The sequence below is a fragment of the Coprococcus sp. TM115-187 genome (assembly GCF_027679115.1).
In the GTDB taxonomy this organism is placed as follows: Bacteria; Bacillota; Clostridia; order Lachnospirales; family Lachnospiraceae; genus Allocoprococcus; species Allocoprococcus comes.
This window is the reverse complement of record NZ_JAQEKS010000001.1, coordinates 161,208-187,309: the sequence shown is the minus strand read 5'-3', so window position 1 is coordinate 187,309 and position 26,102 is coordinate 161,208. Positions and strand designations below refer to the sequence as shown.

At 52.1% G+C, this 26,102-nt stretch carries 25 protein-coding genes and 1 pseudogene; 22 read left to right on the top strand and 4 right to left on the bottom strand.

Going from position 1 to position 26,102, the window contains the following annotated elements; all coding sequences use genetic code 11:
- The first annotated feature begins 4 nt into the window (after positions 1–4).
- The 9 genes from PGW42_RS00835 to PGW42_RS00795 are packed head-to-tail and all read left to right on the top strand — an operon-like array spanning position 5 to position 5,835.
- A complete protein-coding gene (locus tag PGW42_RS00835) occupies positions 5–220 on the top strand; it encodes a holin (protein ID WP_270203392.1) in 216 nt (71 codons plus the stop codon).
- A complete protein-coding gene (locus PGW42_RS00830) occupies positions 220–1,629 on the top strand; it encodes a phage portal protein (protein WP_270203390.1) in 1,410 nt (469 codons plus the stop codon). The genes PGW42_RS00835 and PGW42_RS00830 overlap by 1 nt, the downstream gene beginning before the upstream one ends.
- A complete protein-coding gene (locus tag PGW42_RS16210) occupies positions 1,626–2,525 on the top strand; it encodes a head maturation protease, ClpP-related (RefSeq protein WP_330676953.1) in 900 nt (299 codons plus the stop codon). Before PGW42_RS00830 ends, PGW42_RS16210 begins: the two co-directional genes overlap by 4 nt.
- 57 nt (positions 2,526–2,582) lie before the next feature.
- Complete coding sequence (locus tag PGW42_RS00820; RefSeq protein WP_118496677.1) at positions 2,583–3,788, top strand: phage major capsid protein; 1,206 nt, start codon at positions 2,583–2,585, stop codon at positions 3,786–3,788.
- Positions 3,789–3,814: 26 nt separating this feature from the next.
- Positions 3,815–4,153 (top strand): head-tail connector protein, encoded by a 339-nt coding sequence (locus PGW42_RS00815; protein ID WP_270203389.1) that lies wholly within the window; start codon positions 3,815–3,817, stop codon positions 4,151–4,153.
- Positions 4,153–4,506, top strand: coding sequence for a phage head closure protein (locus PGW42_RS00810; protein ID WP_270203388.1), 354 nt, complete (start codon positions 4,153–4,155; stop codon positions 4,504–4,506). Before PGW42_RS00815 ends, PGW42_RS00810 begins: the two co-directional genes overlap by 1 nt.
- A complete protein-coding gene (locus PGW42_RS00805; protein ID WP_118574013.1) occupies positions 4,484–4,861 on the top strand; it encodes an HK97 gp10 family phage protein in 378 nt (125 codons plus the stop codon). Before PGW42_RS00810 ends, PGW42_RS00805 begins: the two co-directional genes overlap by 23 nt.
- 10 nt (positions 4,862–4,871) lie before the next feature.
- Entirely contained in the window at positions 4,872–5,189 is a 318-nt protein-coding gene (locus PGW42_RS00800) for a hypothetical protein (RefSeq protein ID WP_270203387.1), read from the top strand.
- A 31-nt stretch (positions 5,190–5,220) separates the two neighbouring features.
- Entirely contained in the window at positions 5,221–5,835 is a 615-nt protein-coding gene (locus PGW42_RS00795) for a major tail protein (RefSeq protein WP_107000215.1), read from the top strand.
- On the opposite strand, the gene PGW42_RS00790 is transcribed toward PGW42_RS00795, so the two are convergent.
- The gene (locus PGW42_RS00790) at positions 5,832–6,074 is read right to left on the bottom strand and encodes a hypothetical protein (RefSeq protein WP_270203431.1); all 243 of its coding nucleotides are present in this window, start codon (positions 6,072–6,074) and stop codon (positions 5,832–5,834) included. The genes PGW42_RS00795 and PGW42_RS00790 overlap by 4 nt on opposite strands.
- On the opposite strand from PGW42_RS00790, the gene PGW42_RS00785 reads away from it, so the two are divergent.
- The 3 genes from PGW42_RS00785 (at position 5,988) to PGW42_RS00775 (ending at position 7,333) form a co-directional block, all read left to right on the top strand.
- Positions 5,988–6,725 (top strand): SPFH domain-containing protein, encoded by a 738-nt coding sequence (locus PGW42_RS00785; RefSeq protein ID WP_270203429.1) that lies wholly within the window; start codon positions 5,988–5,990, stop codon positions 6,723–6,725. The genes PGW42_RS00790 and PGW42_RS00785 overlap by 87 nt on opposite strands.
- Positions 6,726–6,791: 66 nt before the next feature.
- The gene (locus PGW42_RS00780; RefSeq protein WP_107000213.1) at positions 6,792–7,172 is read left to right on the top strand and encodes a hypothetical protein; all 381 of its coding nucleotides are present in this window, start codon (positions 6,792–6,794) and stop codon (positions 7,170–7,172) included.
- Entirely contained in the window at positions 7,169–7,333 is a 165-nt protein-coding gene (locus PGW42_RS00775) for a hypothetical protein (protein WP_270203386.1), read from the top strand. Before PGW42_RS00780 ends, PGW42_RS00775 begins: the two co-directional genes overlap by 4 nt.
- A 226-nt stretch (positions 7,334–7,559) precedes the next feature.
- Here the strand turns inward: PGW42_RS00775 and PGW42_RS00770 are convergent, their stop codons facing one another.
- The 3 genes from PGW42_RS00770 to PGW42_RS00760 are packed head-to-tail and all read right to left on the bottom strand — an operon-like array spanning position 7,560 to position 8,582.
- Complete coding sequence (locus tag PGW42_RS00770; protein WP_118491909.1) at positions 7,560–7,802, bottom strand: hypothetical protein; 243 nt, start codon at positions 7,800–7,802, stop codon at positions 7,560–7,562.
- Entirely contained in the window at positions 7,783–8,364 is a 582-nt protein-coding gene (locus tag PGW42_RS00765) for a DUF3990 domain-containing protein (RefSeq protein WP_270203385.1), read from the bottom strand. Before PGW42_RS00765 ends, PGW42_RS00770 begins: the two co-directional genes overlap by 20 nt.
- Complete coding sequence (locus PGW42_RS00760) at positions 8,361–8,582, bottom strand: DUF3791 domain-containing protein (RefSeq protein WP_118651174.1); 222 nt, start codon at positions 8,580–8,582, stop codon at positions 8,361–8,363. The genes PGW42_RS00765 and PGW42_RS00760 overlap by 4 nt, the downstream gene beginning before the upstream one ends.
- Before the next feature lie 154 nt (positions 8,583–8,736).
- Between PGW42_RS00760 and PGW42_RS15865 the strand changes: the two genes are divergently transcribed.
- From PGW42_RS15865 to PGW42_RS16020, 10 genes and pseudogenes are all read left to right on the top strand, one after another.
- Positions 8,737–14,646 (top strand): phage tail tape measure protein, encoded by a 5,910-nt coding sequence (locus tag PGW42_RS15865; RefSeq protein WP_330676952.1) that lies wholly within the window; start codon positions 8,737–8,739, stop codon positions 14,644–14,646.
- 14 nt (positions 14,647–14,660) lie between these two features.
- Entirely contained in the window at positions 14,661–15,437 is a 777-nt protein-coding gene (locus PGW42_RS00750) for a hypothetical protein (RefSeq protein ID WP_118574001.1), read from the top strand.
- Between the two features lie 15 nt (positions 15,438–15,452).
- The gene (locus PGW42_RS00745; RefSeq protein ID WP_270203383.1) at positions 15,453–17,312 is read left to right on the top strand and encodes a phage tail spike protein; all 1,860 of its coding nucleotides are present in this window, start codon (positions 15,453–15,455) and stop codon (positions 17,310–17,312) included.
- On the top strand, positions 17,312–17,992 hold the full coding sequence (locus PGW42_RS00740; protein ID WP_107000205.1) for a hypothetical protein: 681 nt from the start codon (positions 17,312–17,314) through the stop codon (positions 17,990–17,992). The genes PGW42_RS00745 and PGW42_RS00740 overlap by 1 nt, the downstream gene beginning before the upstream one ends.
- A gap of 20 nt (positions 17,993–18,012) precedes the next feature.
- The gene (locus PGW42_RS00735) at positions 18,013–21,411 is read left to right on the top strand and encodes a hypothetical protein (RefSeq protein ID WP_270203382.1); all 3,399 of its coding nucleotides are present in this window, start codon (positions 18,013–18,015) and stop codon (positions 21,409–21,411) included.
- Positions 21,412–21,545: 134 nt separating this feature from the next.
- Complete coding sequence (locus PGW42_RS00730; protein WP_270203381.1) at positions 21,546–23,909, top strand: GDSL-type esterase/lipase family protein; 2,364 nt, start codon at positions 21,546–21,548, stop codon at positions 23,907–23,909.
- Positions 23,910–24,012: 103 nt separating this feature from the next.
- The gene (locus PGW42_RS00725; RefSeq protein ID WP_107000202.1) at positions 24,013–24,435 is read left to right on the top strand and encodes a phage holin family protein; all 423 of its coding nucleotides are present in this window, start codon (positions 24,013–24,015) and stop codon (positions 24,433–24,435) included.
- A gap of 54 nt (positions 24,436–24,489) precedes the next feature.
- The gene (locus PGW42_RS00720; RefSeq protein ID WP_270203380.1) at positions 24,490–25,197 is read left to right on the top strand and encodes a LysM peptidoglycan-binding domain-containing protein; all 708 of its coding nucleotides are present in this window, start codon (positions 24,490–24,492) and stop codon (positions 25,195–25,197) included.
- A 75-nt stretch (positions 25,198–25,272) separates the two neighbouring features.
- Positions 25,273–25,575, top strand: a complete 303-nt coding sequence (locus PGW42_RS00715; protein WP_270203379.1) for a sporulation initiation factor Spo0A C-terminal domain-containing protein — start codon at positions 25,273–25,275, stop codon at positions 25,573–25,575.
- A 63-nt stretch (positions 25,576–25,638) separates the two neighbouring features.
- Positions 25,639–26,064: pseudogene (locus PGW42_RS16020) on the top strand (peptidoglycan recognition protein family protein); the annotation flags it as partial.
- Positions 26,065–26,102: the final 38 nt, after the last annotated feature.

The window sequence follows — 26,102 nt, the reverse complement described above, 5'->3', positions numbered from 1 at the left end:
CACAATGAAGTATCTGATGAGTGCAGAATGGTGGAAGGCAGCCGGCATCCGTGCTGCAAAGACGATGTTCCAGACCGGTGCGGCTTTGGTCGTGACACAGATGCCCGGCGGCACGGTGGACTGGGTTGCAGTCGGCAGCGCAGCGATTGTGGCAGGCGTTGCATCCCTCGGTACCAGCCTTGCCGGTCTGCCGGAACTGGAGAAAGGGGATAAGGCTTAATGGGATTCTGGGAATGGATGGGGTTTGAGAACCCAAGGGATTCTCCCAAAACAGAACAGCCAAAAGAAGGTCTGCCGCAGGTCATGGATAACGTCCGTGATTCCGGGCAGACCTTTGTGTTTGGCCGCTCCAATGCCGGGGAGCAGGTGGATGAGAAAGCAGCCATGCAGATCCCGACTGTGTATGCCTGTGTCCGTCTGCTGGCAGAGTCCATTGCGGCACTGCCGCTGCATCTGTACCGGATGACAGACGATAACGGCAACAAGGAAAAGGCGAGGGATCACCCGCTGTATAAGATTCTGTATCGCCAGCCCAACCCGGAGATGACATCCTTTGTCTTCTGGGAAACACTGATGACCCACCTGCTCCTCTGGGGCAACGCTTACGCACAGATCGTCCGGGATGGCAAGAACACGGTGCTGGGGCTGTATCCGCTTTTGCCGGAAAATGTCGAAGTCGACCGAGATGAGAGTGGCGAGCTCTACTATATCTACCACGCCTACACGGATGAAGTTCCGGGAGAGCAGAATAAAGACCTCTACTTTCGCCGGGACGAGATCTTCCATGTGCCGGGGCTTGGGTTTAATGGTCTGATCGGTTTCTCACCGATCGCCATGATGAAGAACAGCCTCGGTACTTCCATTGCGGTGGATAAGTACGGTTCTTCTTTCTTCAAGAACGGCGCACAGCCCAGTGGTGTGCTGGAACATCCCGGCGTTGTGAAAGACCCGAACCGTATCCGGGATAGCTGGGAAGCGGCTTATGGTGGCGCAGCGAACGCCCATCGTGTGGCAGTGCTGGAAGAGGGCATGGCCTACAAACCGATTTCCCTGCCGCCGGAAGACAGCCAGTTTTTGGAAACGAAGCAGTTTTCCGTGACGGAGATCTGCCGCATCTTCCGTGTGCCTCCGCATCTGGTAGCCGATCTGTCCAGAGCCACATTCTCCAACATTGAATACCAGTCGCTGAACTTCGTGATGCACTCCCTGACTCCGTGGCTTGTCCGCATCGAGCAGGGCATCATCAAGGATCTGCTGCTGGAGGAGGAGCAGGATACCTACTTTCCAAAATTCAATGTGGACGGTCTGCTTCGTGGCGACTACCAGAGCCGGATGAACGGTTATGCGACCGGCATCAGCAACGGCTTCCTCTCTCCGAATGATGTGCATCGTCTGGAGAACATGGATCTCATCCCGGCAGAGGAGGGCGGAGATGACTACTACCTGAACGGCGGCTATGTGAAGCTGAAAGATGCAGGAGTGGCACAGCAGAATAAAGCTGCCGCAGTCCAGCAGAATCAGCCCAAACAGACACAGCCAGAGGAACAAGACCCGGAAGAAGAACCTGACAGCGAAAATCGGCTGAGTGAGAGTAAGCCACGAAAGAATGAAAGAAGGAGAACCCGATGAAGAAATTCTGGAACTGGATCAAAAACAGTGACGACACCAGAATCCTCCGGCTGGAAGGTCCCATCGATGAGGAATCATTCTGGGGTGATGAGATCACGCCGCAGATGTTTCGGGATGAGCTGGAATCCGGCGAGGGGGATGTGACCGTCTGGATCAACAGTCCGGGCGGAAATGTGTTCGCCGCTGCCGAGATCTATACCATGCTTAAGGACTACAAGGGCAGCATCACGGTCAAGATCGATGCAATTGCGGCATCTGCTGCATCCGTTGTGGCAATGGCCGGTGATACTGTTCAGATGAGTCCTGTCGCCATGCTGATGATCCATGACCCCAGCACGGTTGCGATGGGCAACACCAAGGACATGGAGAAAGCCATTGAGGTGCTGACCGAAGTCAAGGAGAGCATCATCAATGCGTATGCCGCAAAGTCTGGTCTGACCCATGCCCGCATTGCCAATCTCATGAGCAACGAGACCTGGATGAATGCGAAGAAGGCTGTGGAGCTGGGCTTTGCAGACGAGATCCTCTTTGCAAAGAAAGAGGAGGAGCCGGACAGTGACCCGGCAGACCCGGAGAAACCGGAAGAAGACCCTGACAGTGAACCGGGCGAGGGCGAAGAAAAGAAGCCGTTCCAGAAGGATACGGCAGGGCACCTTTTCTCCAGCCGTCAGATGGATCTAATCGTCCTGAACCGTCTGGGGGTGAAACCGGAAGACGTAGGTCAGAAGCACACTGAGCCGAAGGAGCCGCCTGCTGACCCGAAACCGTCCGCAGAGCCGACACCTCCGGCCGAACCACCTGCCAATTCCGGCCCTGTCCTTGATCTGGACGGCAAGACCGAGGATGGCAGCATCCCCTACAATATCCTGATGAAACAGCTTGAGTGCATGAAGTGATGTGCATTCAGGCTGTTTTTTATATCACCACAAATCAATCTATGGAGGACAAACACTATGAGTAAGATTCTGGAACTGCGCACCAAGCGCAACACTCTCTGGGAGCAGACCAAGGACTTTCTGGAGAAGAACCGCGGCGAGAACGGTCTGGTAAAGGCTGAGGCCGTGGAGCAGTACAACAAGATGGCACAGGAGGTCAAGGACCTGGGTGCAGAGATCGAGCGTCTGGAGCAGCAGGCACAGATCGAGGCACAGCTGTCCGCACCGACTTCCAGTCCTGTCCATGCTGACCCGAAGAACGGTGCCAAGAAGGATGTCAAGCCGACCGCCACTGCCGAGTATGCCGAGAACTTCTGGAACATGATCCGCAACCGTGGCCATTACGGCGAGGTCCGCAATGCCCTGTCTGTGGGTGAGGACACCGAGGGCGGCTTTACCGTTCCCGACGAGTTCGAGAAGAAGCTGGTGGAGGCACTGGAGGAGAACAACATCTTCCGTGGTCTGGCAACGGTTATCCGCACCAGCTCCGGCACCCGTAAGATCCCCATCGCAGAGGATACCGGTGAGGCAAGCTGGATCGATGAGGGTGAGGAGATCCCGGAGAGCGATACTACCTTCGGCCAGACCATGCTGTCTGCATACAAGCTGGGCACTATGATCAAGATCTCCAATGAGTTGCTGAACGACTCCGCTTTTGACCTCGCCACCTATATTGCCCGCCGTTTCGGTGTGCGTATGGGCAACGCAGAGGAGCGCGCCTTTATCACCGGTGACGGTGTGGGCAAGCCTCTGGGTCTGCTGGCTGAGACCGGCGGTGCCAAGGTCGGTGTGACCGCTGCCCAGAAGGATGCCGTTACCTTCGATGAGATCTTCAAGCTCTACTATGCACTGAAGGCTCCGTACCGCAAGAAGGCACAGTTCCTCTGCAACGAAGCCCTGGTGCTGCAGCTGATGACCATCAAGGACAACAACGGCAACTATATCTGGAAGCCGGGTCTGGAGATCGGCAAGCCGGATACCCTGCTGAACCGTCCGCTGAAGACTTCCGCCTTCATGCCGGAGATCAAGGGTGGCAGCAAGGTCATGGCCTTTGGCGATTACAGCTACTACTGGGTGGCTGACCGCCAGAACCGCACCTTCCGCCGTCTGAACGAGCTGTATGCCCGTACTGATCAGGTCGGTTTCCTGACCACCCAGCGTGTGGATGGCAAGCTGATCCTGCCCGAAGCCGTACAGCTTCTGCAGATGGCACCGCAGGGCTAAGAAAGTCTGGAAAGGAGGAGCCGGTTATGGCACTGATTCCGATTTACGAAGCGAAGACCTATCTCCGCGTGGACAGCAGCGATGAGGATGCCCTGATCGGCATCCTTTTATCTTCTGCGGAGCAGATGTGCAAGGACGTTGGCCGTCTTTCGGAAGACCAGTGGGAGGCAGTTAATGCCGCTGACCAGGATGCCGAGAACGGAGTACAGCCCACAAGGGAACTGGAAGCCCTGCGCAGCACCTGTCGTGTGGCGATTCTGTATGCACTGGGGTATCTCTATGAGCACCGGGACGAAGCTGACCATAAGCAGCTGATGCTGACGCTTCGTTCCATTCTGTTTGCTGTGAGGGAGGGGGTGTTCTGATGATCGAGAAACTGAATGAGCGGATCACAATCGAGAAAAGCACGGTTGTGACCGATAAGGTCGGAAACCATCGGAACACATGGGAGGAATATTTCACCTGCTTTGCCTACGCTTCGACCTATCAGGCACAGGAAGAAGAAGGTGAGGTCACAGCCGAACAGAAGAGCGTGGTGTTTACGGTTCGCTGGTGCAGCGAGACCAGAGGATTAACTTCCACTGGTTACCGCATCCGCTTCCGGGAGCAGCTCTACAATATCGAATCCGTTGACCCGATGAACTATCAGAAGAAGATCCTGAAGATTCATTGCAGACTGGAGAGGAGGCAGCCGGATGAGCAGAACCGTCAGCATTGATGAGATGGCTGACGCCATCAACGAAGGCTTAAAAGAATATGCAACGCTTGCTTCCACGCAGGTGAAGAGTGCTGTCCGTAAGTCTGCCAAAACGGTCAAAGACCAGATCTCGGCCAATGCACCGTCCAGAACGGGCGCATACAAAGGAAGCTGGGTGGCGACCAAACAGTCCGAATCCAGCCAGAGCCTTCAGATGGTGGTGCATTCCAAGAACCGCTACCAGCTGGCACATCTGCTGGAAAAAGGTCATGCCAAGCGCGGCGGCGGACGGGTGGCAGGAAGACCCCATATCGCTCCGGCAGAGCAGGCCGGTATCGAGCAGCTCCAGTCTCTCATCGAAAAGGCACTAAAGTAAGGAGGAACCAATGACCCACGAAGAAGTCAAAGCTCTGGTGGAGGAAATGGGGCTTCCTTATGCGTATGACCATTTCGCAGAAGGGGAGAGCCCTGATCCACCATTTATCTGCTTCCTGTATCCGAAAGCCGAGAATTTCGGTGCGGACAACCTTGTGTACCACCACTTCAATCAGCTGGACATTGAGGTGTATACCGATTACAAAGACCCGGATATGGAAGCAAGCATTGAAGAAGTCCTGACCGCACACGAACTTTACTATGAGAAAAGCGAGGTCTGGATCGAAACCGAAAAGATGTATGAAGTCCTGTATGAGCTGACCGTATAAGCCAGCCGCAGGACGATAGGAGGAATAACCTATGTCGAAGCAAAGCAATAAGGTCAAATTTGGCCTGAAAAACTGCCATTATGCCAAGGCGACCTTTGACGAGGATGGCAGCGTCACCTACGCAAAGCCGGTCCGCATCCCCGGTGCAGTCAGTCTTTCTATGGATGCCAATGGCGAGATCGAGCCGTTCTATGCGGACAATATCGCTTACTATGTCGTGAATAACAACTCCGGCTACGAGGGTGATCTGGAGATCGCACTGATTCCGGAGAGCTTCCTCACGGACATCATGCACGAGGAACTGGATGGTAACGGCGTGCTTGCTGAGAACGCCAATGTGGAACTGGAACATTTCGCCTTCCTGTTTGAGTTCGATGGTGACCAGCGTCACATCCGCCATGTGCTGTACAACTGTGTAGCAAGCCGTCCGTCCATCGAGGGTGAGACCAACGAGGACAGCAAGGAAGTCAAGACAGACACCCTGAACCTGCAGGCAACCCCTCTGGCAAACGGTTATGTCAAGGCAAAGACCGGTACTAACACCACGGATGATGTCTATAACAAGTGGTACGATGCGGTCTACGAGCCGCAGGCAGAAGCTGTGGACACCGAAGACACCAGTCACACCGAGGAGCCGCAGGGCTAAGTGACCGACACACACCGCAGGGCTTCGGCTCTGCTTACATTATTATAAAGAGGTATATGACTATGAAGAAGATTTTTCCTTTGTTCGCAGTGATCATCGTTCTGGTACTGGCTGTCTGCTCGTTCCACATCATCCCCACCGGTTACACGGGTGTGAAGACCAGCTTCGGCCAGATCCAGGAGACCACCATCCAGAGTGGCAAGCTCAACTTCTGCATCCCCTTTGTGCAGAGCATTCACAAGGTCAACAACAAGCAGCAGGATAAGCACATCGAAGCACAGGTCTGGGGCGAAGCCTCTGACAAGACCCCTGTGTATGCTGCTGATGTCATCGTGACCTATCAGGTGCTTCCTGAGAAGAGTGCATGGCTGTATGCGAATGTGTCCGACATCAAGAATCTGGTCGGTGACGAGCTGGTGGCATCGGCAATCAAGTCTGCAATGGCTGAACTTGGCCCCAATGAGGTAACCAACCGCACCAAGATCGAGCCTCTGGCACAGCAGAAGCTGGCAGAATCCCTTGTGCAGAAATACGGCGATGATGTTGTGTTTGTGAACAAGGTCGTCATCAACGACATGAATTTCGAGGATGCCTATAACGAAGCCATCCAGCAAAAGTCCATTGCACAGCAGAATGCAGATAAGCAGAAGATTGAGAATGAAGCCGCCATTGCCAAGGCAGAAGCGGATAAGCAGGTGGCGATCACCAATGCAGAGGCGGAAGCCCAGAAGACTTCCATTGCCGCAGATGCACAGGCAGAGGCAAACCGCAAACTGGCAGAAAGCCTGTCCGATACGCTGATCGATTACCAGAAGGTTCAGAAGTGGGATGGAAAGCTGCCTACTGTGAGCGGCGGTAATGCACTGGTCAGCATTGACCCGGCAGAGTAAGAAACACGATATACGGCAGGGCTTCGGCTCTGCCAATTTTACATGAAATTTTGGAGGATTACGATTATGGCAGTTACAAAGAAAATCGAGATCGATGGCAAGGAAGTCACCTTTAAGGCAAGTGCCGCTGTGCCTCGCCTGTACCGCATCAAGTTCGGCCGTGATATCTACAAAGACCTGCGTCAGCTGGAAAAGAGCGTGGGAGAGAATGATGAGGACAATTCCAACCTCGATTTGTTCAGTCTGGAGATGTTCGAGGATCTGGCATGGCTGATGGCCCGCCATGCAGACCCGGCCAATGTGCCGGACAGCCCGGAGGAGTTCCTGGACCAGTTCAACACCTTCTCCATTTATCAGATCCTGCCCCAGCTGATCGAACTGTGGGGCCTGAATGTGCAGACGGAGGTGGAATCCAGAAAAAACCTCGCAAAAGTGAGCGGGAAATGACCACCCCGCTCTTTCTGCTGCGCTGTGTACAGCTCGGTATCAGCATCGCCGACCTCGATCTGCTGACCATCGGGTTGGTCAATGATATGTTCACGGAACGGCAGAACGACGATTATCCGTACAGAGAGCTGGCTTCTCAACACGATATGGATGTCTTTTAGCGACAGATTCTGAAAGAAAAACAGACGACCGTGCTTATATTGTGAATGAAATAAGCACAAACGTCTGGTAATGGGTATAAAAAATCCCCCAGCCGTGCACAACTGGGGGAGAAAGAAGGTGGCCCGAAGGTCATCTTCCCGGTCTCGGACCTCGCAAGGTTACCGAAACCTGATCACTGTTAAAAGTATAGTCGATGTAGTAGTGCTAGTCAAGCAGAAAGAAAACTTAGGCAGTCTTTTTAGAATTGCAATAGTCATAGAGATTCAGAAGATAGTCGGGGCTTTCTCTCCAAATTCCGGTATCATAGTCGAAAAGTGTTTCATATACTTTTGAATTTGTGAAGCGTAACAGTGCATCTTCATAGGAAATAGTATCACGCAAAGCGAGTTCTTTGACCGTATCGCGCATGAGACTGACAGCACAGCTTTCTTTCTGCGTATCTGTGAAGTTATAGTTTGACATCTCCATAGCGGTCACTCCTTATATATTCAAGATGATTAACGGCGTCCTGTGTGCGAAAACAGAATTGGTCTTTTAGGCGATTGGGAAGAAGTTTTTCAATAGCTATTTTGTCTGCTTTCGGTGTACCGGGGATACCAAAGTCGACGCCACCGATATACTGCTGTAAGGTATGGGCTGTTTGGTCATCCGCAATTTTTCCACCGATGATGTCGATGGTGCCGTATTTTTTCAAAAGTTGTGGGAACAAATCCTTTTTTCGGTTTGCTGCTACAAAATGAAGCCATTCAACTGAGGCCCCTTGGAAACAGTAAGCTAATATGTTGGGATCGTAGTGGAATTTGTAAACAGATATCTGTCCGTCTTCCAGGTTGAAATCTTTTGGAACTGTACCAATACGCATCGCTTTCCTAACCGAAAGCTGAACGTAATTGTACGCTTGCTCGTAGGAAGATGTAAGATAAAAACCTCGGCCAAAATCGAGTCCACCAAAGCAGCGATTCAGGTCAATCGCCGAGATACCAATGTAGCTACCGTGGTACAGAAGCATACCATCCTGCAATTCGATCATACGGATACACCTCGATTCTTTAACAAGGTTTCAACATCGTGAAGAACACAGGCGTAACCGTTTAGATGAAGGATGTCATAGCATTCAGAAATAAATCCAAGAATGTCGTATTTCTTAAACAGTTCAGCGCAGTCACTGGGAGACATTTTCCACTTGGACTGAGCCATGCGGAAAACCCAGCACTGCATATCGGCAATGTCAATATTATATTCACTCATAGAGCGTACCTCCTTTGAGTACAATTTCTCAATTTAAGTATAGCTCTTTTTCTGTCGCTTAGCAACGACAGAATTGTAAATTTCAGATTATTTTCTGCCTGTCTGCCCCGTGCAGATGGGCTTTTTTCATGCCTGCAAGGAGGTGGTTACGCAAATGGCATCCAGAATCCAGGGCATCACCGTTGAGATCGGCGGCGATACCACAAAGCTCTCCAAAGCACTGGAAAGTGTAAACAAGTCAATCAAGGGGACGCAGTCCGGACTGAAGGATGTCAACAAACTCCTGAAACTGGACCCCTCCAATACAGAACTGGTCGTTCAGAAGCAGAAGATGCTTAAGGATGCCATTGATGCTACCAAGGAAAAGCTGGCAACTCTGAAGACTGCCGCACAGCAGGCCAATGAGCAGCTTGCCAATGGTGAGATCACCCAGCAGCAGTATGATGCTCTTCAGCGTGAGATCGTGGAGACCGAACAGAATCTGCGATCCTTACAGGACCAGGCGGCTACTACCAATGCAACTCTTGCCAAAATCGATGAAGCCGGAGAAAAGCTCCAGAACATCGGATCTTCTGTGGAGAATGTCGGTAAGAAGTTCCTGCCGGTGACTGCCGCTGTAACGGGTCTTGGTACGGCAGCAGTAAAAACTGCAGCCGATTTCGATTCCGAGATGAGTAAGGTATCTGCCATTTCCGGTGCGACCGGGGATGACTTTGACCAGCTCCGTGCGAAAGCCCGTGAAATGGGTGCAAAGACCAAGTTCTCTGCATCCGAGGCAGCTTCGGCGATGGAATACATGGCCATGGCCGGATGGAAGACTTCTGACATGCTGAACGGCATCGAGGGCGTCATGAACCTCGCGGCCGCTTCGGGTGAAGACCTCGCTACGACTTCAGATATTGTTACCGATGCCCTTACCGCGTTCGGTTTGTCTGCGGCGGATTCCGGGCATTTTGCAGATATCCTTGCAGCCGCTTCCTCCAATGCGAACACCAATGTCAGCATGATGGGCGAGACGTTTAAGTACTGTGCGCCTATCGCCGGTGCGCTGGGGTTTTCGGCAGAGGATACCGCAGAGGCTATCGGTCTGATGGCAAACAGTGGTATCAAGGCTTCACAGGCGGGTACTTCCCTTCGTACCATCATGAACAACCTTTCCGGTGAAGTGACCTTTGTCGGTAAAAACATCGGTGAAGTTACGATTGCCACCAGCAATGCAGATGGCAGCATGAGGAGCCTGAATGATATCCTCGCAGACTGCCGTGTAGCATTCTCTGGCTTGACCGAATCTGAAAAAGCATCCAATGCAGAGGCACTGGTCGGCAAGAATGCGATGTCTGGTTTCCTTGCCCTGATGAATTCCAGCGAGACGGACATCAACAAACTGCGTGGTGCCATTGAAAACTGTGACGGCGCATCCGAGAGCATGGCAGAAACCATGCAGGACAACTTAAATGGTCAGCTCACCATCCTGAAATCTCAGCTGGAGGAGCTGGCTATTTCTTTTGGCGATATCCTGATGCCCACCATTCGCAAGATCGTATCTGCCGTGCAACAGTTCGTGGACAAGCTCAACAGCATGGATGAGAGCACCAGGGAAACGATCATTAAGATCGGGCTACTGGCAGCATCCATTGGTCCGCTGCTCATTGTGCTGGGTAAGACCATATCGACCGTCGGCACAGCAATGCGGGGGTTCAGTTCTCTTGCAAAGGGTGTCCGGCTTCTCATCACCCATGTGGGCAGTGCCAGTGGTGTGTTCAGCAAGCTGGGTGTGGTTCTGGGTGGTCTGTCCGGCCCGGTTGTAGCAGTAGTGGCGGTCATCGGTACACTGGTGGCGGCCTTCATGAACCTCTGGAACACCAACGAGGAGTTTCGTACTGCCATTACCGGCATCTGGAACGACATTGTTTCCAAAGTGAAAGGCTTCTGCGACCAGCTGACACAGCGAATCAACGGACTGGGCTTTGACTTTAAGGATGTCACAGAGGTACTGAAGGCAGTATGGGATGGTTTCTGTCAGGTGCTTGCACCGCTGTTTGAGGGAGCGTTCCAGAATATTGCCACCATCCTTGGCGTCGTTCTGGATACACTGCTCGGTCTATTCGACGTCTTTTCCAATGTGTTCTCTGGCAACTGGAGCGGTGCATGGGAAGCAGTGAAAGGCATCTTCTCCAGCATCTGGGAAGGTGTGAAGTCCGTATTCTCCACGACTCTTACCGCACTAAAGAGCGCACTGGATGTGTTCCTTGGTCTGTTTGGTACGGACTGGCAGACGGTCTGGGGCAGTATCAAGAGCTTCTTCGAGACCGTGTGGAGTGGAATCAGCAGCTTCTTTTCAAATACAGTTTCTGCTATCCAGAGTGTGGCAACGACTGTATTTACAGCAGTGTCTGGATTTTTTACTACCGTCCTTACGAGTATCCAGACGACCTTCATCACCATCTGGACTGCCATTTCCACAGCAGTTTCTTCTGTGCTGAATACGATCCATACCACGGTGACAACTGTGTGGACGGCGATCTCGACCGCGATCTCTACGGTCATGAACACCATCAGCACGACCATCACTTCGGTGTGGAATGGCATTTACAACACCATCAAGCCTCTGCTGGATGCGTTCAAATATCTGTTTGAGACCATCTGGCAGGCGATCCAGATCCTGATCGGCGCAGCACTGACCGCAATTCAGACGAAGATCACTTCCATCTGGAACGCCATCGTTGCCTTCGTGACTCCGATGCTGACTGGATTGCAGACGACTTTCTCTACAGTTTGGTCAGCGATTCAGACAGCTATCTCCACGGTGCTGACTGCGATCCAGACTGCAGTGACGACGGTGTGGAATGCCATTGTATCGTTCCTGTCTCCGTTGTTGACTGGCATCCAGACCCGGATGAGTACGGCATGGAATGCGATCAAGACGGTCATTTCGACAGTCCTTTCTGCGATCCAGTCCACGGTTTCTTCCATCTGGAATGCCATCAGCAGCAAGATCTCCGGTGTGGTTAACAGCATCAAATCGGTGGTTTCCTCCGGCTGGAATGCCATGCAGTCTACGGTTTCGTCCCTCAGTAACAGCATCAAGAGCGCGGCAACCACAGCCTTTAACTCGATGAAATCCGGGATTTCTTCTACGATTTCCGGTATTAAGACCACCATCACGAACGGCTTTAACAGTGCAGTTTCCTTTATCAAGGGTCTGGCTGGACAGGCGTTCTCGTGGGGCTCTGACATGATCGGCAACATTGTGTCCGGTATCCAGTCGAGGATTCAGGATGTGGCAAGTGCTGTATCGGGAGTGGCAGACCGTATCCGTTCCTTCCTGCACTTCTCTGTGCCGGATGAAGGACCTCTGGCAGATATGGAAAGCTGGATGCCGGACTTTATGCAGGGTCTGGCAAACGGCATCACGACCAACACCAGCCTTGTGACTGCGGCGGCAGAGAACCTGTCCACCACGCTGTCTACCTCCATCACCAACTCCATGAGGGGAGTGGAGCAGGCATACAGTAAGAGCTGGGCAACTATCAGCCAGACGGTGAAGACCGGAACGGCAGGTGTAAGTGCCGCGATGAGATCCGCATGGAGCTCCATTACGACCAGTACCACGAGCACGTGGAACAGCATCAAGACCACCATCCAGACCAGCTTTGCGGCGGTGAGATCCAATGTGACCTCTGCGACAGCCGCAGTGAAAACGTCCATGACCAGTGCATGGAATGCCGCGAAGTCGCTGACGACGACCAGCTGGAACGGTATAAAAACGGTCATTACCACCGCGTGGAACGGAATCAAGTCTCTGACTACTTCTGCGACTGCTTCTGTAAAATCTTCCATGACAAGCGCATGGAACGCAGTGAAAACTCTGACGAACACCAGCTGGAATGGTATCAAAACAGTCATCACGACTGCATGGAACAGCATCAAGTCTCTTACGACTTCTTCTGTCACAGCCGTCCGCAGTACGGTCACGAGCGGCTGGAATTCCCTGAAATCCACCACGACCTCTGCTTTCAATGGCATCAAGTCCACGGTGTCTTCGGCAATGTCCAGTCTGCGCAGCACGGTTTCTTCCGGTGTTGCAAATATCAGGAGCAGCTTTAACTCACTCGGTTCGATTGCTTCTTCGGCATATCGCTGGGGCGCAGATATCTGTTCCCAGATGGCAGCAGGTGTCCGGGCAGCAGCCGGTTCCGTGATCGCTGCGGCAGAAAATGTCGCAAGCAGGGTCAGAAGTCTGCTGCATTTCTCCGTGCCAGATGAAGGTCCGCTGTCTGATGCAGATACCTATATGCCCGACTTCATGAAGCTGCTGGCGACCGGCATTAAGAAAAATGTCAAGTCGGTAGTGAAAGCCGTGCAGGGGCTTGCCGGGTCTATGAGCAGCAACCTCACGACCCCGGTAGATTCTCTGGGCGACTGGATGGATTCCGTGGTCGGCAGTTTTGCTACCACGATCAAGAGAAGCCAGAGCGGTATCGGCAGTGCTGCAAAGGATGTGGGAAGCGGTATCCAGTCCCAGCTGATGTCCGGGCTTTCCGGGCTGAAAACACAGTTCCAGCAACTCTGGACAGACCTGCAGGGTATCACCAAAACTGCAGTCGGCAGTATGAGCGATGAAGTGAAGCAGGGCTTTACGGATATGAAGAATTCCATTGGAGAGCTGAGTTCTCAGACCAGTTCCCTTGGAAATGCGATCCGCAGCCTTGGCGATACCTTCAACTCGGATTTTCTAAAGAGCCTGGGCAGTGGCATCAGCAAGGTCGGTGACACGGCCAATACGGTCACCGGTCTTGTGGACAAGCTCGGATCCATGAAGAACACCATCGGAAACCTTGGTAATACCATGCAGAACCTCGGTAATGTCCTCGGTACAGAGAACGGTGGTGGCCTGCTGTCGAATATCGGCAGTTTCCTGTCGAAGATTGGTAATGCTGATGGCGCACAGATCGTGTCGAAGTTTGGCAACCTGATCTCCGGGCTGACCTCCAAAATGGGTGGTCTGGGAGAGGGAATCTCCGGCATCATCTCGAAGCTGGGAAGCCTTGGCTCCAGCGGTGGGGGAATCCTGTCGAATCTGGGCGGGCTGCTTTCCGGTGTAGTGTCGAATATCGGCGGCTTAGGCGGCAGTCTTTCTGGGCTTCTGTCTGGTGTGGGTTCCACATTGGGCGGAATTGCTGGTTCTGCCGGTTCCGCAATCGCAGGACTGTTCGGCTCGGTTGGCACGACCGTATCCGGTCTGGCTGCTGGTGCGGGATCGGCTCTGGCTGGTATCGCTTCCTCGGCCGGAGGAGTGCTTGCTTCGGCAGGTACAGCATTGGCCGGTCTTGCCGGTCCTGCAGGTATCGCAGTGGCAGCAGTTGGTGGCATCGGTCTTGGACTGACGAGCCTCTGGAAAAACTGCGATGGCTTCCGGGAAGGTGTCACAAATATCTGGAACAAGGTTACGTCGGTATTCTCGAATGGAGTAAACGCCATCAAGAACGGTATTTCTAATGCGGCTTCTGCTATTGGCAATGTGGCATCGTCCATCTGGGGCGGTATCAAGAACGTGGCTTCTTCGGCAGTCAGCTGGGGCAAGGACATCGTTGGCGGTATCGCGGGCGGTATCAAGAAAGGCGTGAGCTGGGTCGGCAATGCGGTCAAGAGTGTGGCAAATGGCATCCGCTCGTTCTTGCACTTCTCTGTGCCGGATGAAGGACCGCTGGCAGATGCCGACACCTATATGCCCGACTTCATGAAGCTGCTTTCCGGCGGCATCAAGAAAGGCGAAGGCGGACTGATCAGCCAGATCAGGTCGATGGCAGCAAAGGTACAGCAGGGTATGGAGGGCATCAGCTCCTTCAGTCTGCCGGAACTGACCTTGCCACATTTCGATGGCTCCGGTTGGAACTTCCCGCAGGCGGCTCTGGCCGGAGGTGGCACCACCCGGACGACCAACCTTGGCGGTGTGTATATCACAGTCAACGGTTATAATGCCCGGAACGACGATGAACTCGCACAGACCGTTGCCGATAAGATCAACGGCATGATCCATGAGGATGATTCGGTCTTCAAGTAAAGGAGGAGATGCGTATGGGCTATAACACCCCCAAGCAAACAGTATCACAGTTTCAGTTAAAAGACAGATATGCCAGACAGTATCTGTCGTTTGCTGGGAAGTCCAGCAAAGACTTCCTATTATATTTGTCTGGTCCCGGTGTGTATGATTCCCCGGCTGCGGATGTGGAGAGCACCTCCGTACCCGGCAGGAACGGAGACATCCTTACCGAGAATGCAAAGGCAGGCCGCCGCAGGTATCAGAATGTGGATATCAAGTATAAGGCATTTTTCTTCAACGGACTGCCAGCTAAGACAGCAGCAGTCAAGGCATGGCTTCTGTCGCCGGTGGGGTATCAGAAATTGCAGGATACCTACGACCCGGATTTCTTCCGGATGGCAGTCTGCAAGGATGCCCTTGCCTTTGATGTGACTGCTCAGAAAGCCGCTGAGATGGAGCTGGCATTTAACTGTAAGCCCCAGAGGTGGAGCGTGGACGGGCAGCGGACGATCCGGCTGGATGGCAGGTCGACCTTAAAGAACCCCTTCGCTTTTCCTGCACAGCCCATCTTCAAGGTTTACGGAGACAGCGGCGGCGAGCTATATGTGGGGGAAGAGAAGATCACCATCCACAGCATCAAAGACTATGTGCTGCTCAACTGTGAGACGCACAATGCTTACAACGCTTCCGGCTTCTGCAATGAGACCATTCTTTCGGATGACTTCCCGGAACTGCCGGAGGGAAAGACACAGATCACATGGACAGGCGGTATCACGGCGGTGGAAGTCATTCCCCGTTGGTGGACGCTCTGAGGGGAGGTGCAGCCAGTGATCCCATGTTTATATGATTCCAGAGAAATGAAATTTGATAATAACGGCATTGGAAAGCTGGCAGATGCACAGTCTTGTACCGTGACTGAAAAACGAAACGGCAGCTATGAGCTGAAGCTCATCTGTCCGGCAGATGGCATCCACGCTGAGATGCTAGAGGAGGGAAACGTCATCCTTGCCAAACCATCTGATACGATGCAGCCGCAGCCGTTCCGAATCTACAAGATCACGACTCCGATCGATGGAAAGCTGGAAGTTCAGGCACGGCATATTTCCTATCAGCTCAACTTTATTACAGTTTCCCCGTTCTCAGTGAGTGGGTGCGCAGGAGCGGTGCAGGGGCTGAAAAGCCATGCGGCTTCCGACTGTCCGTTCTCAGTTTGGACAGATGTGGTATCCAGTGCGATGTTTACTGTGTCCGTTCCGGCATCTTTCCGTAACTGTCTTGGCGGTATGGATGGCTCGGTATTGGATACTTTTGGAGGAGAGTTCGAGTGGGACCGCTACACAGTCAAGTTTCACAGAGCCAGAGGTGCGGACCACAACGTTCATATCGTCTACGGCAAAAATCTGACGGATTTCAAGATGGAGAAATCCATCGAGAATACCATTACAGGAGTGCATCCGTACTGGGTAGACAACGAAACGCAGGCGGTTATGGAACTGCCAGAAAAAGTGGTCATGGTCAGCCGAAAATCTGTGCCGTATCAGAAGATTACGGTGCTGGACTGCACCAGTGCCTTTCAGGAAAGGCCATCGGAAGCGGCATTGCGAGAGTATGCACAGGACTATATTGATACGACCAGCCTGACAGAGCCGGAGGTCGACATTAAAATCGACTTCATTCAGCTTTGGAATACACCCGGATATGAGGATGTTGTACAGGCAGAACAGGTCTCGCTTTGTGATACGGTTCATGTGTATATCTCGAAGCTGGGCATTGAAGCCAGTTCCAAGGTTACAGAAACCGAATATGACTCGCTTTTGGAACGATATAACAGCATCACGCTGTCGAATTCTACGGTCAGCAGCCGAAATTCCTCCCTGACAAGCTCCCTTAACAGTATCCGAAATACAGCAACCGCCGCATACGATACCGCAGTCCGTGTGGAAACAGCAGTGGGAGAGCAGATGGGCGGCATTTCGGCCTCCATTATCTATGATGGTGCGTTGTTTGCTGCACTGTTCGGCCTTCATTATAAAAATGAGACGGACAGTAAGGGGAATACGACTCGGTACGCATTCAACGCAGCAACTCTGAAACAGTCAACGGTTGCGTGGAAGAATAGCCCGGCCGGATTTTTTGTTTCCACAGATGGCGGGAAGACATGGGGATATGGCTGGGAGTCAGATGATTCCGCAGTCAAAACAGCAATCCTGCTGGAGCAGACACTCAAGGAACTGGACGACCGTTACAAGAAAGCAGCCGAGCTTTCCAAGGAGTTGCTGGAGGAACTGGATGAGCGGTACAAAACAGCGACCGCTATTTCTGTAGAACTTCAGAAAACGCTCGATCAGCGGTATGAAACGGCAAAGAAGCTGTCCAAAGAACTGTATGAGGAACTGGACGCGAAGTATCAGCCGTATATCCCTGTGTCCGAAAGTGCGCCGGAAGACCCGGCAGAGGATTCCTTCTGGGTCGATAAGAAGAACCTTCGGTTAAAACTGTGGGACGGAGAACAGTGGCAGACGATTGGATATGAACCGGAAGAACCTGATCCAGAGCCAACGGAACCGACCACACCGACCGAGCCTGAAACCCCGGATACCGAAAAGCCGGGTAGTGAAGATAAGGATACGGAAAACAAAGAGAAAACAGATAATAAGGAGACGGATCAGGAAGGAGGGAGTTCGTAATGGTCACAGGCATTTATCAGGAAGTGGAATTGTCGCTGACGGAGAATCTGATCCCGGTGACGGTTCCGGTCAAGCAGTATGACAACAAGGCGAGAAAAGTTCGCTGTGTTTTGTATAACAACTCTGTGGAATATACCGTGCCGCAGAATTGTATTGTAGCCTGTTCCGGTACCCGTCCGGATGGTACGATCTTCCACTACACGAGTGAAACTGCGCCAGACCTTGTATTCGTTGAGAAGGGGGCAGTCCTCTTTACGATCACGACCTTCATGACGGCGCAGGCCGGACGTTTTCCGTTGGATGTTGTTATGCTCAGCACAGAAGGTGATGTCCTTGGCTCATTCTCTCTTACGTTAAAGGTGGAGAGGGCGGCCATCAATAATGGCAAGATCGCCACTTACACATTTGCAGCATTCCTGAAAGCTGTTCGGGATGGCATCCGAAATCTGTTTATAGACAAGGCAGGCTGCTTTGGCTTTGAGTCGGATGACGGTCTGGGACTGAGTGATAGATCGGAGTCCAGTTCCGTAGAAAAGCTGTGCCGTGAGATCGTGGAAGGATCGATTACGGAGGAGGGCTATTTTGCATTTGAAACAAAATGCGACCTTGGGCTGATATTCACAACCGATGAAGAAGGACATCTGGTCGTGGAATATGGCGAGGATGATGTGTCAGTGTAAGGCTGACAGAAAGGGGTAATATGGCAAAATACACAGGCCGCCGGATCGTTCCCAAACATGCAGGCGAATGGGACATCCGGAAAGAATATGAAGAGCTGCAGATCGTACTGGATGCAGACAGCGGCAACAGTTTTATCTCCAATCTTCCAGTGCCGAAAGGAACGGCTCTGAGTGATGAGAAGTATTGGAGCCTGTTCAGCCTGCATAGTGAGCAGATCGCAGAGGCAGAGGAGCATCTGACCCAGACGGCCGAAGATATCCGCTCAGAGCTTTCGGAAACAGAAAACCGGATCAACAAAAATGTATCCGACACGGAAGGCCGTATCAATGAAAGTCTCTCCAGCACAGAAAGTAAGGTAAACACCAGCCTGTCCGAGACAGAAAACCGTGTGACTGCGCGTGTGGAGAATGCAAAATCGGATCTGACTGCAAAAGTCGCAGCGGCAGAGCAGCAGATGAATCAGAACGCCCAGAATGTCGCACAGACAAACAAGGCTCTGAATGCCCGGATGGACCAGATTGCAAAAGGGAGAACCTCTGACACAGAAGTCCTTGATGCAAGAGTGGATTCGGAGGGGAATACCTTTGAAAATCTTGGAGCAGCGATCCGTTCCATCTATCCGAAAGCAAAAGAAGGGCTGGATGCACTGCAGGAATCCAAGGTGGATGCAAACTATGATGCGACCGGCGAACTGACAGAAGGCATTACAGTCAACACGATCAACGGAGAAACGCAGAAGTTTGAGCATGTCCAGACGACAGCACTGATCCCGGTAGATACCGCCTGCCAGAAGGTCTACTATACCGGGCAGGTGTTCAACTGGATTGGAGTTGCAGGCTATGATGCCAATGGTACGTTTGTGGCATCCATTCTGGATTCTAGGGACACAGAACAGCCGCAGGAGTACAAAGAAAAGGAATTGGAGATCCCGGAAGGGGTATTCCAGATCCGGGCAAGCTCCTATGCGAAGGACCTGAGCCTGAAGGTGTGCGGAGAGTCTGCAAAGCTGTGGAATCAGGTTCAGAGGGAGCGACAGAATCAGAAAAAGATGGCAGTCGAGATCGAAGCACTGCGAAGTGCGGATGATGCGCTGGCAAAGGAAACGATGACCAGTTTGAACCTGCCCTTTTTATATGACGGTGTCAGCAATATCTGGGAAGGCAGCAGCCCGGTACTCCAGACCTACTATGTGCCGCTGACTGTTCTGCGAAGTGTGTTTATACAGGAAATCCAGTTCACACTCCGAACCATTGGGGAGACGACCCTGACTGCCATGCTTGAATCGGAAGACGGCGAGGTGTTCCGCCAGTCGGTAGAACTAGTGAAGGGAGATAACAGGATCACCCTGATTCTGCACCGATTTATAGATGAAGGAGCATATAAACTGCGTGTGCGCAGTACAGACAAGGTGCTCTATTATCCGGTGCGCCCGAATACCGGAAAAGAAATCCGTAACGATTTCTTCAGCAATGAACCGTCCGGGAATGTGGAGTATGATTACAAAAACCGTCTGATCGTCTTTATGGGCAAGATCCTGATTGGTACAGGTAAGGTGGATACGACGCTATCCTATTCCGGCATGGCTGCGGATGCCGCCATTGTAGGACAGGCTTTCAAGGAAGAGCGGGAATACACGGATACCCTGGCATCCGGCAAGCTGGATGCAGTCCGTAGCCGGAACCTGCTCGACCCTTCCAGGTACCGTCCGGGATGGTTTGCTTTTGTACACTCGTCCATCATTCAGTATCATGCAGACAATCTCCGATATGGTTCTACGGATTATATCCCGGTCAGCGAGAAAGGCCTTGTGACAAAAGGCTCCGGCACGAACGGTGTAACCAGCCAGGTCGTGTTTGACAAAGCGAAGAAGGCGCTCCGTTATGTAGATGCCAATGACCAGTACACCTATCAGGAAGGCGATGCCTATGTGATGTTCTTCTATATGGCCTCTTCCGGACAGAAGCTCTGCGTTGTTGAGGGAACGGAGTATGTATACGAAGCATACACGGATTATAAGCCGCTGGATGATCTGAAACAGGAATTGAACTCCCTGCAGACGGAGGCGGATAACCAGAAAAAGCAGCTGACAAATCTGACGGCCCGGCTGGATCAGCTGGTGGCCGTGCCGGAAAAGAAAGACCTTCGCCTTGTCCCGGCGGCTCCGGTGTATACGGTCTGCAATAACCTTTCGACCGCCAGAAACTATCATGTTTCAGTCTGGGTGGACCATCTGATCGCTGAGACAGGCTGGAAGAATAGAGCGGCTGGTTTTGGTACGGAGATGGAGGAGCGCTTTGACCTGTACTCACCGTTTACCAACACGGCAGTCAACAGCGGGGAGGATGTTCTGGAACAGACGGTAGAGAAATCGTTTGTGTCAGATGTCTATAAGACGCAGAAACTCAAATTCAAGCACCGCAGCACCTTGGCCAGTATGGGAAAGAACCAGTTCCCGAAGATCCTTGTTATCGGTGACAGTGTGACGGATGGGTATCTGGCCGGTGTTGGGAAAACAGATGCGGATCTTCCGACCCACTATTGGTCGTGGGTGCGCTACCTGTTTGATCTGGACCGCAAGGACGCGAAAGCGGCAGAAACCGAATACCGCTGTCTGATGGTCGGCATGCCGGGAACAGTGAATGGGAAGCATTACGGCTCCTCGTCCTCGTTCAAGCTGGATGGAAAGACGGTTGTGAACTATGCGATGGGTAAGGGCGGCTGGAGTGCAGAAGATCTGAACCTTGCAACTTTTGAGAGCGCATCTAATATTAACCCGTTCTACGATGAAAAGACGAAGGGCTTCTCACTGAAGGCTTGTCTGGATAAATACAGGACGTTGGCGGATAACGGCATGACCCGGCTTATCCCCGGCGAAACCGCAGGCACGGAAGTAAAAGATGCCAACGCTTATGACCTGTGCACGCCGACCCATGTGGTGATCAACCTGAACCATAACAGTTCCCTTGCAGAGTACAAAGCCAATATCCCAGATATCGTGAAAACGATCAAGCGTGAGTATCCGGATATTATAGTGATCCTCATGTCTATTGATGAGACCGGCACTTACTTCCCGGCAAAATACCCAGAGTACCGGGCTTCTGAGATCACGCTGGGAGGACTTCACAGCAAGAATGTGAGCATCTACCAGTATTTCTGCGATGAACTGCAGGATGAGGCAAACGGTGTCTATGTATGCAGTGGGCATCTGATCCAGCCTGCCGTGGAGAGTTACCCTACACTGGATTATGCGTCTGCGGATTCGGTCGGCAGACAGAGTGGCAGGGTACTGCACATGGCATACGGTCGGGGTCAGTACGGAGGCCCCAACTGGCATCCGAACAACTACGCACACTGCGCATGGGGCTATCAGCTGTATGCGTTGGTCAAGTATACACTGGCACTACAGGATATGAAGTGATGCCGGGAATATCCCGGAGAAAGGAAAAGCTATGATGAACCGTAATAATTGTCTGAAAATTCGGGGGGGGGGTATCGGATTATCTGACCTGTGCAGTAATCTGATCTCTTCTGTGCTGAGGGGAGGTGTGTTCTATGCCTAAGTATGTTGGCAGACGCATCGTCCCGAAGCATGGCGGCATCTGGGACAAGACAAAAGAGTACGAGGAACTGATCATCGTGCTGTGTCAAGAAACTGGTGTCAGCTATATCTCCAAGCTGCCGGTCCCGGCTGGAACGGAAATCTTTAATGAACACTACTGGTCTGTATGCAGTCAGTTTAGTGAGCAGATCAGGCTGGCAGAGGATCATCTGACTCAGACAGCAGAGGACGTTCATACGGAACTGACAGAAACAGAAAGCCGCATCAGCAAGAATGTGTCCGAAACGGAAGAAAGGGTCACCCAGAAACTCACGGATACGGTGCAGAACGTGAATGACAGCCTGAGTGATACGACCACAACGCTGGCGAAGAAGGTGACAGATGCACAGAAGCAGCTGGAGGATGGACGGACGGCCATGCAGCAGAGTGCAGCATCCCTGAATTCCAGGATGAACAGCATTGCATCCGGTAAGACTACGGACAAGGAGACTCTGGATGCGCGGGTCGATTCGGCAGGGAAGACCTATGACTCATTTGGTGCACACTTACGGTCCAGAGCCGATAAGTTCTATGCCAACGGTATGCCTTTCTCTTATACAGGAGCAGTCAATCTGAATACCACAGAGCATCAGCTGGAGTTTTCTGGGAACTTTATCTATCTGGGTGCGAAGGGGAATAAGCTGCTTACGAAACCAGAGCCGGTTCCATATAACCCGGATGCTCTTTTGACCTATATCTCCTACGATACAGTGGAAGGGACGTTGGTGACAGCGGACTGGTCGGATTCTCCAAAAGAGAATGATATCATCGTTTTTGTAGTGGACTGTAAATATCCGGAACGGTCTTATGGCTACTTTCCGTTCAAGGTGGATGGCAGGATGCCGTTTGGCGACCATACACTGTCCGGCACGATGCTTCTGGATAAATCGGTGGACGGACAGAAACTCCTGGATGCTACCGTTACAAAGGATAAACTCGCAGATGCCTGTGTAAGCGCGGCAAAACTTGCACGGGATGCGATGATGTCACAGAGCCTTGAAGTTCCATTCCAGCCCTGTGTCTTTTCAAAAGGAAAATGGGAGATCGTAGATGAAGGAGCAACTATCCATCATTTTTTGACGGAGTATGAGAGCGGGTATTATGGCGGCGGCATTAAAGTTCCCCGTGCGGAGCGGTTTGATAAGCTCTATGTCGAGATGGATTACTGCAACGACCAGCTGATGCACTACTATGTGGTTGGTTCAAAGCTGGTAAACCTTGGGTCGATTGCTTCTACAGATGGAAAACCAAAGAGGATCACGCTTGAAATCCCATCCAAAAAGCTGGAAGATGCCGGGTATAAGGATGACTATATCCAGATCGTGTTCACGAAGAACAACACCTACGATATGACCATGTCCAACGTAAAGGCACATTACTTCAATGTGAAGGGCAGCTACTTTGGGGAAGATTACAGCCTCCTTCATGAGCAGGCTGACACCAATACAAAGGAGCTTGCTGCCTTGTCGGAAAAGGTCAGTATAAATGCGGATGCGATCAAAACAGCAGATGCGAATATGCAGAACCTTTCCAAAACGATCAGTTCCGTGTCTACGGATATGCAGGTGGTCATGAAGCAGAAATCTGCGTTCACCGGAAAGAAGATCCTGTTTTTGGGAGACAGCATCACGGCACTGAACACATCGGAGCGTGGCTGGGTAAGATACTTCAATGAGATCATCCAGCCGGAGCGGTTTGTAAACCTGTCGGTATCCAGTGCCAGATGGTGCGATTATGAGGACAGCGTTTACGATGGCAACCCGGTCTTTTCCGGACCGGATCAGAACCACAACAATGTCATGGGCAATCAGGTGGAAAAACTCATCCGAGGCAAGGACAAGACCAGCCCTCACTACAAGGAAGTGACTGCCTACGCCGACTTTGATATGATCCTGATCGCCTGTGGTACGAATGATGGTGTTCCTTCCGGCGATATGGAAGGCTCTTTTACTTCAGAGAATGAAATGGTCGCCATCGAAGAGCTGGACCGCAGGGCGTTTGCATCAGCATTCCGGTACAGCATCGAAAAACTTCAGCAGCTGTACCCGGCGGCGAAGATTTATATTTGTACGCCGATTCAGGGCTATATCACGACCCGGAGCTATGCACAGTCCAAGGCGAAAGGCGATTATCTGAAACTTCTTGCCGGCAGGATGTCTCTGGAAGTCATTGATACTTTCTGCTGTGGTATCTGTGACATCTACGAGAAAAAGAATGCCAATGGCCGCTACCTGATTGATGGTCTGCATCCGAATGCGGCAGGCGCAAAGAAGATCGGAGTGTTCAATGCCAGTGCAGTGATTGCCAGCTATCGATAATCAAATCCCACGGCTTGTCCGTGTTTTTATATATAATCCATATCAAAGGGCAGCTTCGGCTGTCTATTTTTATTGCCCGGATACGGGCGGAAAGGACGGAATTATGCAGAATGTGATCGACAAGATTGAATGGATGTTCGCAGGCCTGGGTGGTTTCCTGGGCTGGTTCTTCGGCGGGTTTGACGGCTTCCTGTATGCACTTGTAGTGTTCGTGGTCTGTGACTACTTCACCGGAGTGCTGGCGGCAGCAATCAAGCATGAGCTTTCTTCTGAAGTTGGCTTTAAGGGTATCGCCAAGAAGGTATGTATCTTTGTGCTGGTTGGTATTGCCAATATCATTGACACACAGATCCTCCAGAATGGAGCCGCCATCCGCACCGCTGTGGTGTTCTTCTATCTGGCAAACGAGGGTCTGAGCTGTCTCGAGAATGCAGCAGTGATCGGTCTTCCGGTGCCGGAGAAGCTCAAGGAGATGCTGGCACAGCTGAAAGACGAGCGCGATCAGGACAAAATCGACAAGCAGTAATCAACCGGGAGGGGCGATAAGCCTCTCCCACATTTTATTTAGGAGGAACGGACCATGAGTATGAAAGAATATCCCGCAAAGCTGACGACCGGCTACTACCGTGTGCGTGAGGACTGGGAAGATGAAGCATCCCAGCTTGGCGCATACCGTCTGCTGGCGAATGCAAAAGCCAAGTGCGATGAGAATCCCGGCAGCCGTGTGTTTGACAATGACGGCAATGTGATCTACCCGGAGGAGGCTGTGCCGGTGACAGGTGCAGAAGAAGCGGAGGAAAAGCCGGTTATGGACGAGCCGGAAGGGAAAGCACCGGAAGAGGAATCTTCGGAAGAGAAGGACACCCCTGTGACGGATGAGCAGAAAGAGGAAGCCGGAAAGGAAGAGTATCCGACTGCAGAGGAACTCCCGGCAGCGATCGCCTATGGCAAGCTCAAGACTCTTATGAATATCCGGGAAATGCCGGATACCAGTGCAAAGGTTGTGACCATCTATAAGAAGAATACGCTGATCGAGATCGTGGAGTTCTGTGCCGGCTGGCTGAAGATCAAATGCCCGGAAGCGACGAGCGGTCTGGCCTATGTTCTCAACAGTGCGGATACCTATGCCTTTACCGCCAGCAAGATCTACACCGTTGTTCCGGGCGACAACCTCTGGAAGATTGCAGAGAAGGAACTGGGGGATGGAAGCCGTTGTGCCGATATCCGTGCACTGAACGGTCTGACTTCCAATGCCATCCGGGTCGGTATGAAGCTGCTGATCCCGTAAACGGTGCATTTCGACGCTTTTTTAGGACTTCAATTCCCAACAGCATAACTGTATACTAGGGCTGAGGTGATGAAAATGAGCGAAGTGCTCATGGCAGAAGATGTGTTAAGACCGTATGGCATCACATTGTATTACAAGGGCTGCGAATATCTGAGGGATGCAATCATCCTGCACTGGCATCAGCCGAACCTGATACCAGGCCAGCTCATACAGCTTGTTGCAAATCAAAAAGGGGCTAAGAAGAGTAGTGTCCTCGGCACCATTTCTACGATCGCAAACGTAGCGTGGAAAGTCAATGGGACAGGCGGCGAAAAACCGATGTCTGCCATGAAGTTCGTCTGTAGGATGCTAGAAGAAGCGGATGGGATTATAAAATAACAAAATAACCACAGCACGAGACTCGGAGTGATCCGGGTCTCGATTTTTTTAGGAGGAATCGATATGGGATACACCAATAGTCCACTCGTTGTTTACACCAAACTCTCCCCGAACCATTCCGGGCAGAGAACACACAGCATTGACCGCATCACGCCGCATTGCGTGGTAGGCCAGCTTTCTGCAGAGAGCATTTGCGGATGTTTTACCAGTCCGACCCGTCAGGCCAGCTGCAACTATGGCATTGGCACGGACGGCCGTGTTTCTCTGTGCGTGGAGGAGAAGAACCGCAGCTGGTGCTCGTCTAGCAATTCCAATGACCAGAGAGCAGTCACCATCGAATGTGCCAGCGACATGAATGAGCCGTATGCGATGAACAGCGCCGTATATAACTCGCTCGTTAAGCTCTGCATCGATATCTGCAAACGTAACGGCAAGAAGAAGCTCCTGTGGCTGGGCGACAAGAATAAAACCCTCAACTACGCTCCGGCAGCAGACGAGATGATCCTGACTGTTCATCGCTGGTTTGC

What these genes read in the sequence shown, in the direction of transcription:
- PGW42_RS00820 (WP_118496677.1), top strand. Translation starts at nt 2,583, where the DNA reads ATGAGTAAGATTCTGGAACTGCGCACCAAGCGCAACACTCTCTGGGAG.
- PGW42_RS00765 (WP_270203385.1), bottom strand. Translation starts at nt 8,364, where the DNA reads ATGATCGAATTGCAGGATGGTATGCTTCTGTACCACGGTAGCTACATT.
- PGW42_RS00835 (WP_270203392.1), top strand. Translation starts at nt 5, where the DNA reads ATGAAGTATCTGATGAGTGCAGAATGGTGGAAGGCAGCCGGCATCCGT.
- PGW42_RS00720 (WP_270203380.1), top strand. Translation starts at nt 24,490, where the DNA reads ATGAGTATGAAAGAATATCCCGCAAAGCTGACGACCGGCTACTACCGT.
- PGW42_RS00795 (WP_107000215.1), top strand. Translation starts at nt 5,221, where the DNA reads ATGTCGAAGCAAAGCAATAAGGTCAAATTTGGCCTGAAAAACTGCCAT.
- PGW42_RS00810 (WP_270203388.1), top strand. Translation starts at nt 4,153, where the DNA reads ATGATCGAGAAACTGAATGAGCGGATCACAATCGAGAAAAGCACGGTT.
- PGW42_RS00715 (WP_270203379.1), top strand. Translation starts at nt 25,273, where the DNA reads ATGAGCGAAGTGCTCATGGCAGAAGATGTGTTAAGACCGTATGGCATC.
- PGW42_RS00740 (WP_107000205.1), top strand. Translation starts at nt 17,312, where the DNA reads ATGGTCACAGGCATTTATCAGGAAGTGGAATTGTCGCTGACGGAGAAT.
- PGW42_RS15865 (WP_330676952.1), top strand. Translation starts at nt 8,737, where the DNA reads ATGGCATCCAGAATCCAGGGCATCACCGTTGAGATCGGCGGCGATACC.
- PGW42_RS00730 (WP_270203381.1), top strand. Translation starts at nt 21,546, where the DNA reads ATGCCTAAGTATGTTGGCAGACGCATCGTCCCGAAGCATGGCGGCATC.
- PGW42_RS00760 (WP_118651174.1), bottom strand. Translation starts at nt 8,582, where the DNA reads ATGAGTGAATATAATATTGACATTGCCGATATGCAGTGCTGGGTTTTC.
- PGW42_RS00725 (WP_107000202.1), top strand. Translation starts at nt 24,013, where the DNA reads ATGCAGAATGTGATCGACAAGATTGAATGGATGTTCGCAGGCCTGGGT.
- PGW42_RS00800 (WP_270203387.1), top strand. Translation starts at nt 4,872, where the DNA reads ATGACCCACGAAGAAGTCAAAGCTCTGGTGGAGGAAATGGGGCTTCCT.
- PGW42_RS00815 (WP_270203389.1), top strand. Translation starts at nt 3,815, where the DNA reads ATGGCACTGATTCCGATTTACGAAGCGAAGACCTATCTCCGCGTGGAC.
- PGW42_RS00775 (WP_270203386.1), top strand. Translation starts at nt 7,169, where the DNA reads ATGACCACCCCGCTCTTTCTGCTGCGCTGTGTACAGCTCGGTATCAGC.
- PGW42_RS16210 (WP_330676953.1), top strand. Translation starts at nt 1,626, where the DNA reads ATGAAGAAATTCTGGAACTGGATCAAAAACAGTGACGACACCAGAATC.
- PGW42_RS00830 (WP_270203390.1), top strand. Translation starts at nt 220, where the DNA reads ATGGGATTCTGGGAATGGATGGGGTTTGAGAACCCAAGGGATTCTCCC.
- PGW42_RS00780 (WP_107000213.1), top strand. Translation starts at nt 6,792, where the DNA reads ATGGCAGTTACAAAGAAAATCGAGATCGATGGCAAGGAAGTCACCTTT.
- PGW42_RS00770 (WP_118491909.1), bottom strand. Translation starts at nt 7,802, where the DNA reads ATGGAGATGTCAAACTATAACTTCACAGATACGCAGAAAGAAAGCTGT.
- PGW42_RS00750 (WP_118574001.1), top strand. Translation starts at nt 14,661, where the DNA reads ATGGGCTATAACACCCCCAAGCAAACAGTATCACAGTTTCAGTTAAAA.
- PGW42_RS00735 (WP_270203382.1), top strand. Translation starts at nt 18,013, where the DNA reads ATGGCAAAATACACAGGCCGCCGGATCGTTCCCAAACATGCAGGCGAA.
- PGW42_RS00805 (WP_118574013.1), top strand. Translation starts at nt 4,484, where the DNA reads ATGAGCAGAACCGTCAGCATTGATGAGATGGCTGACGCCATCAACGAA.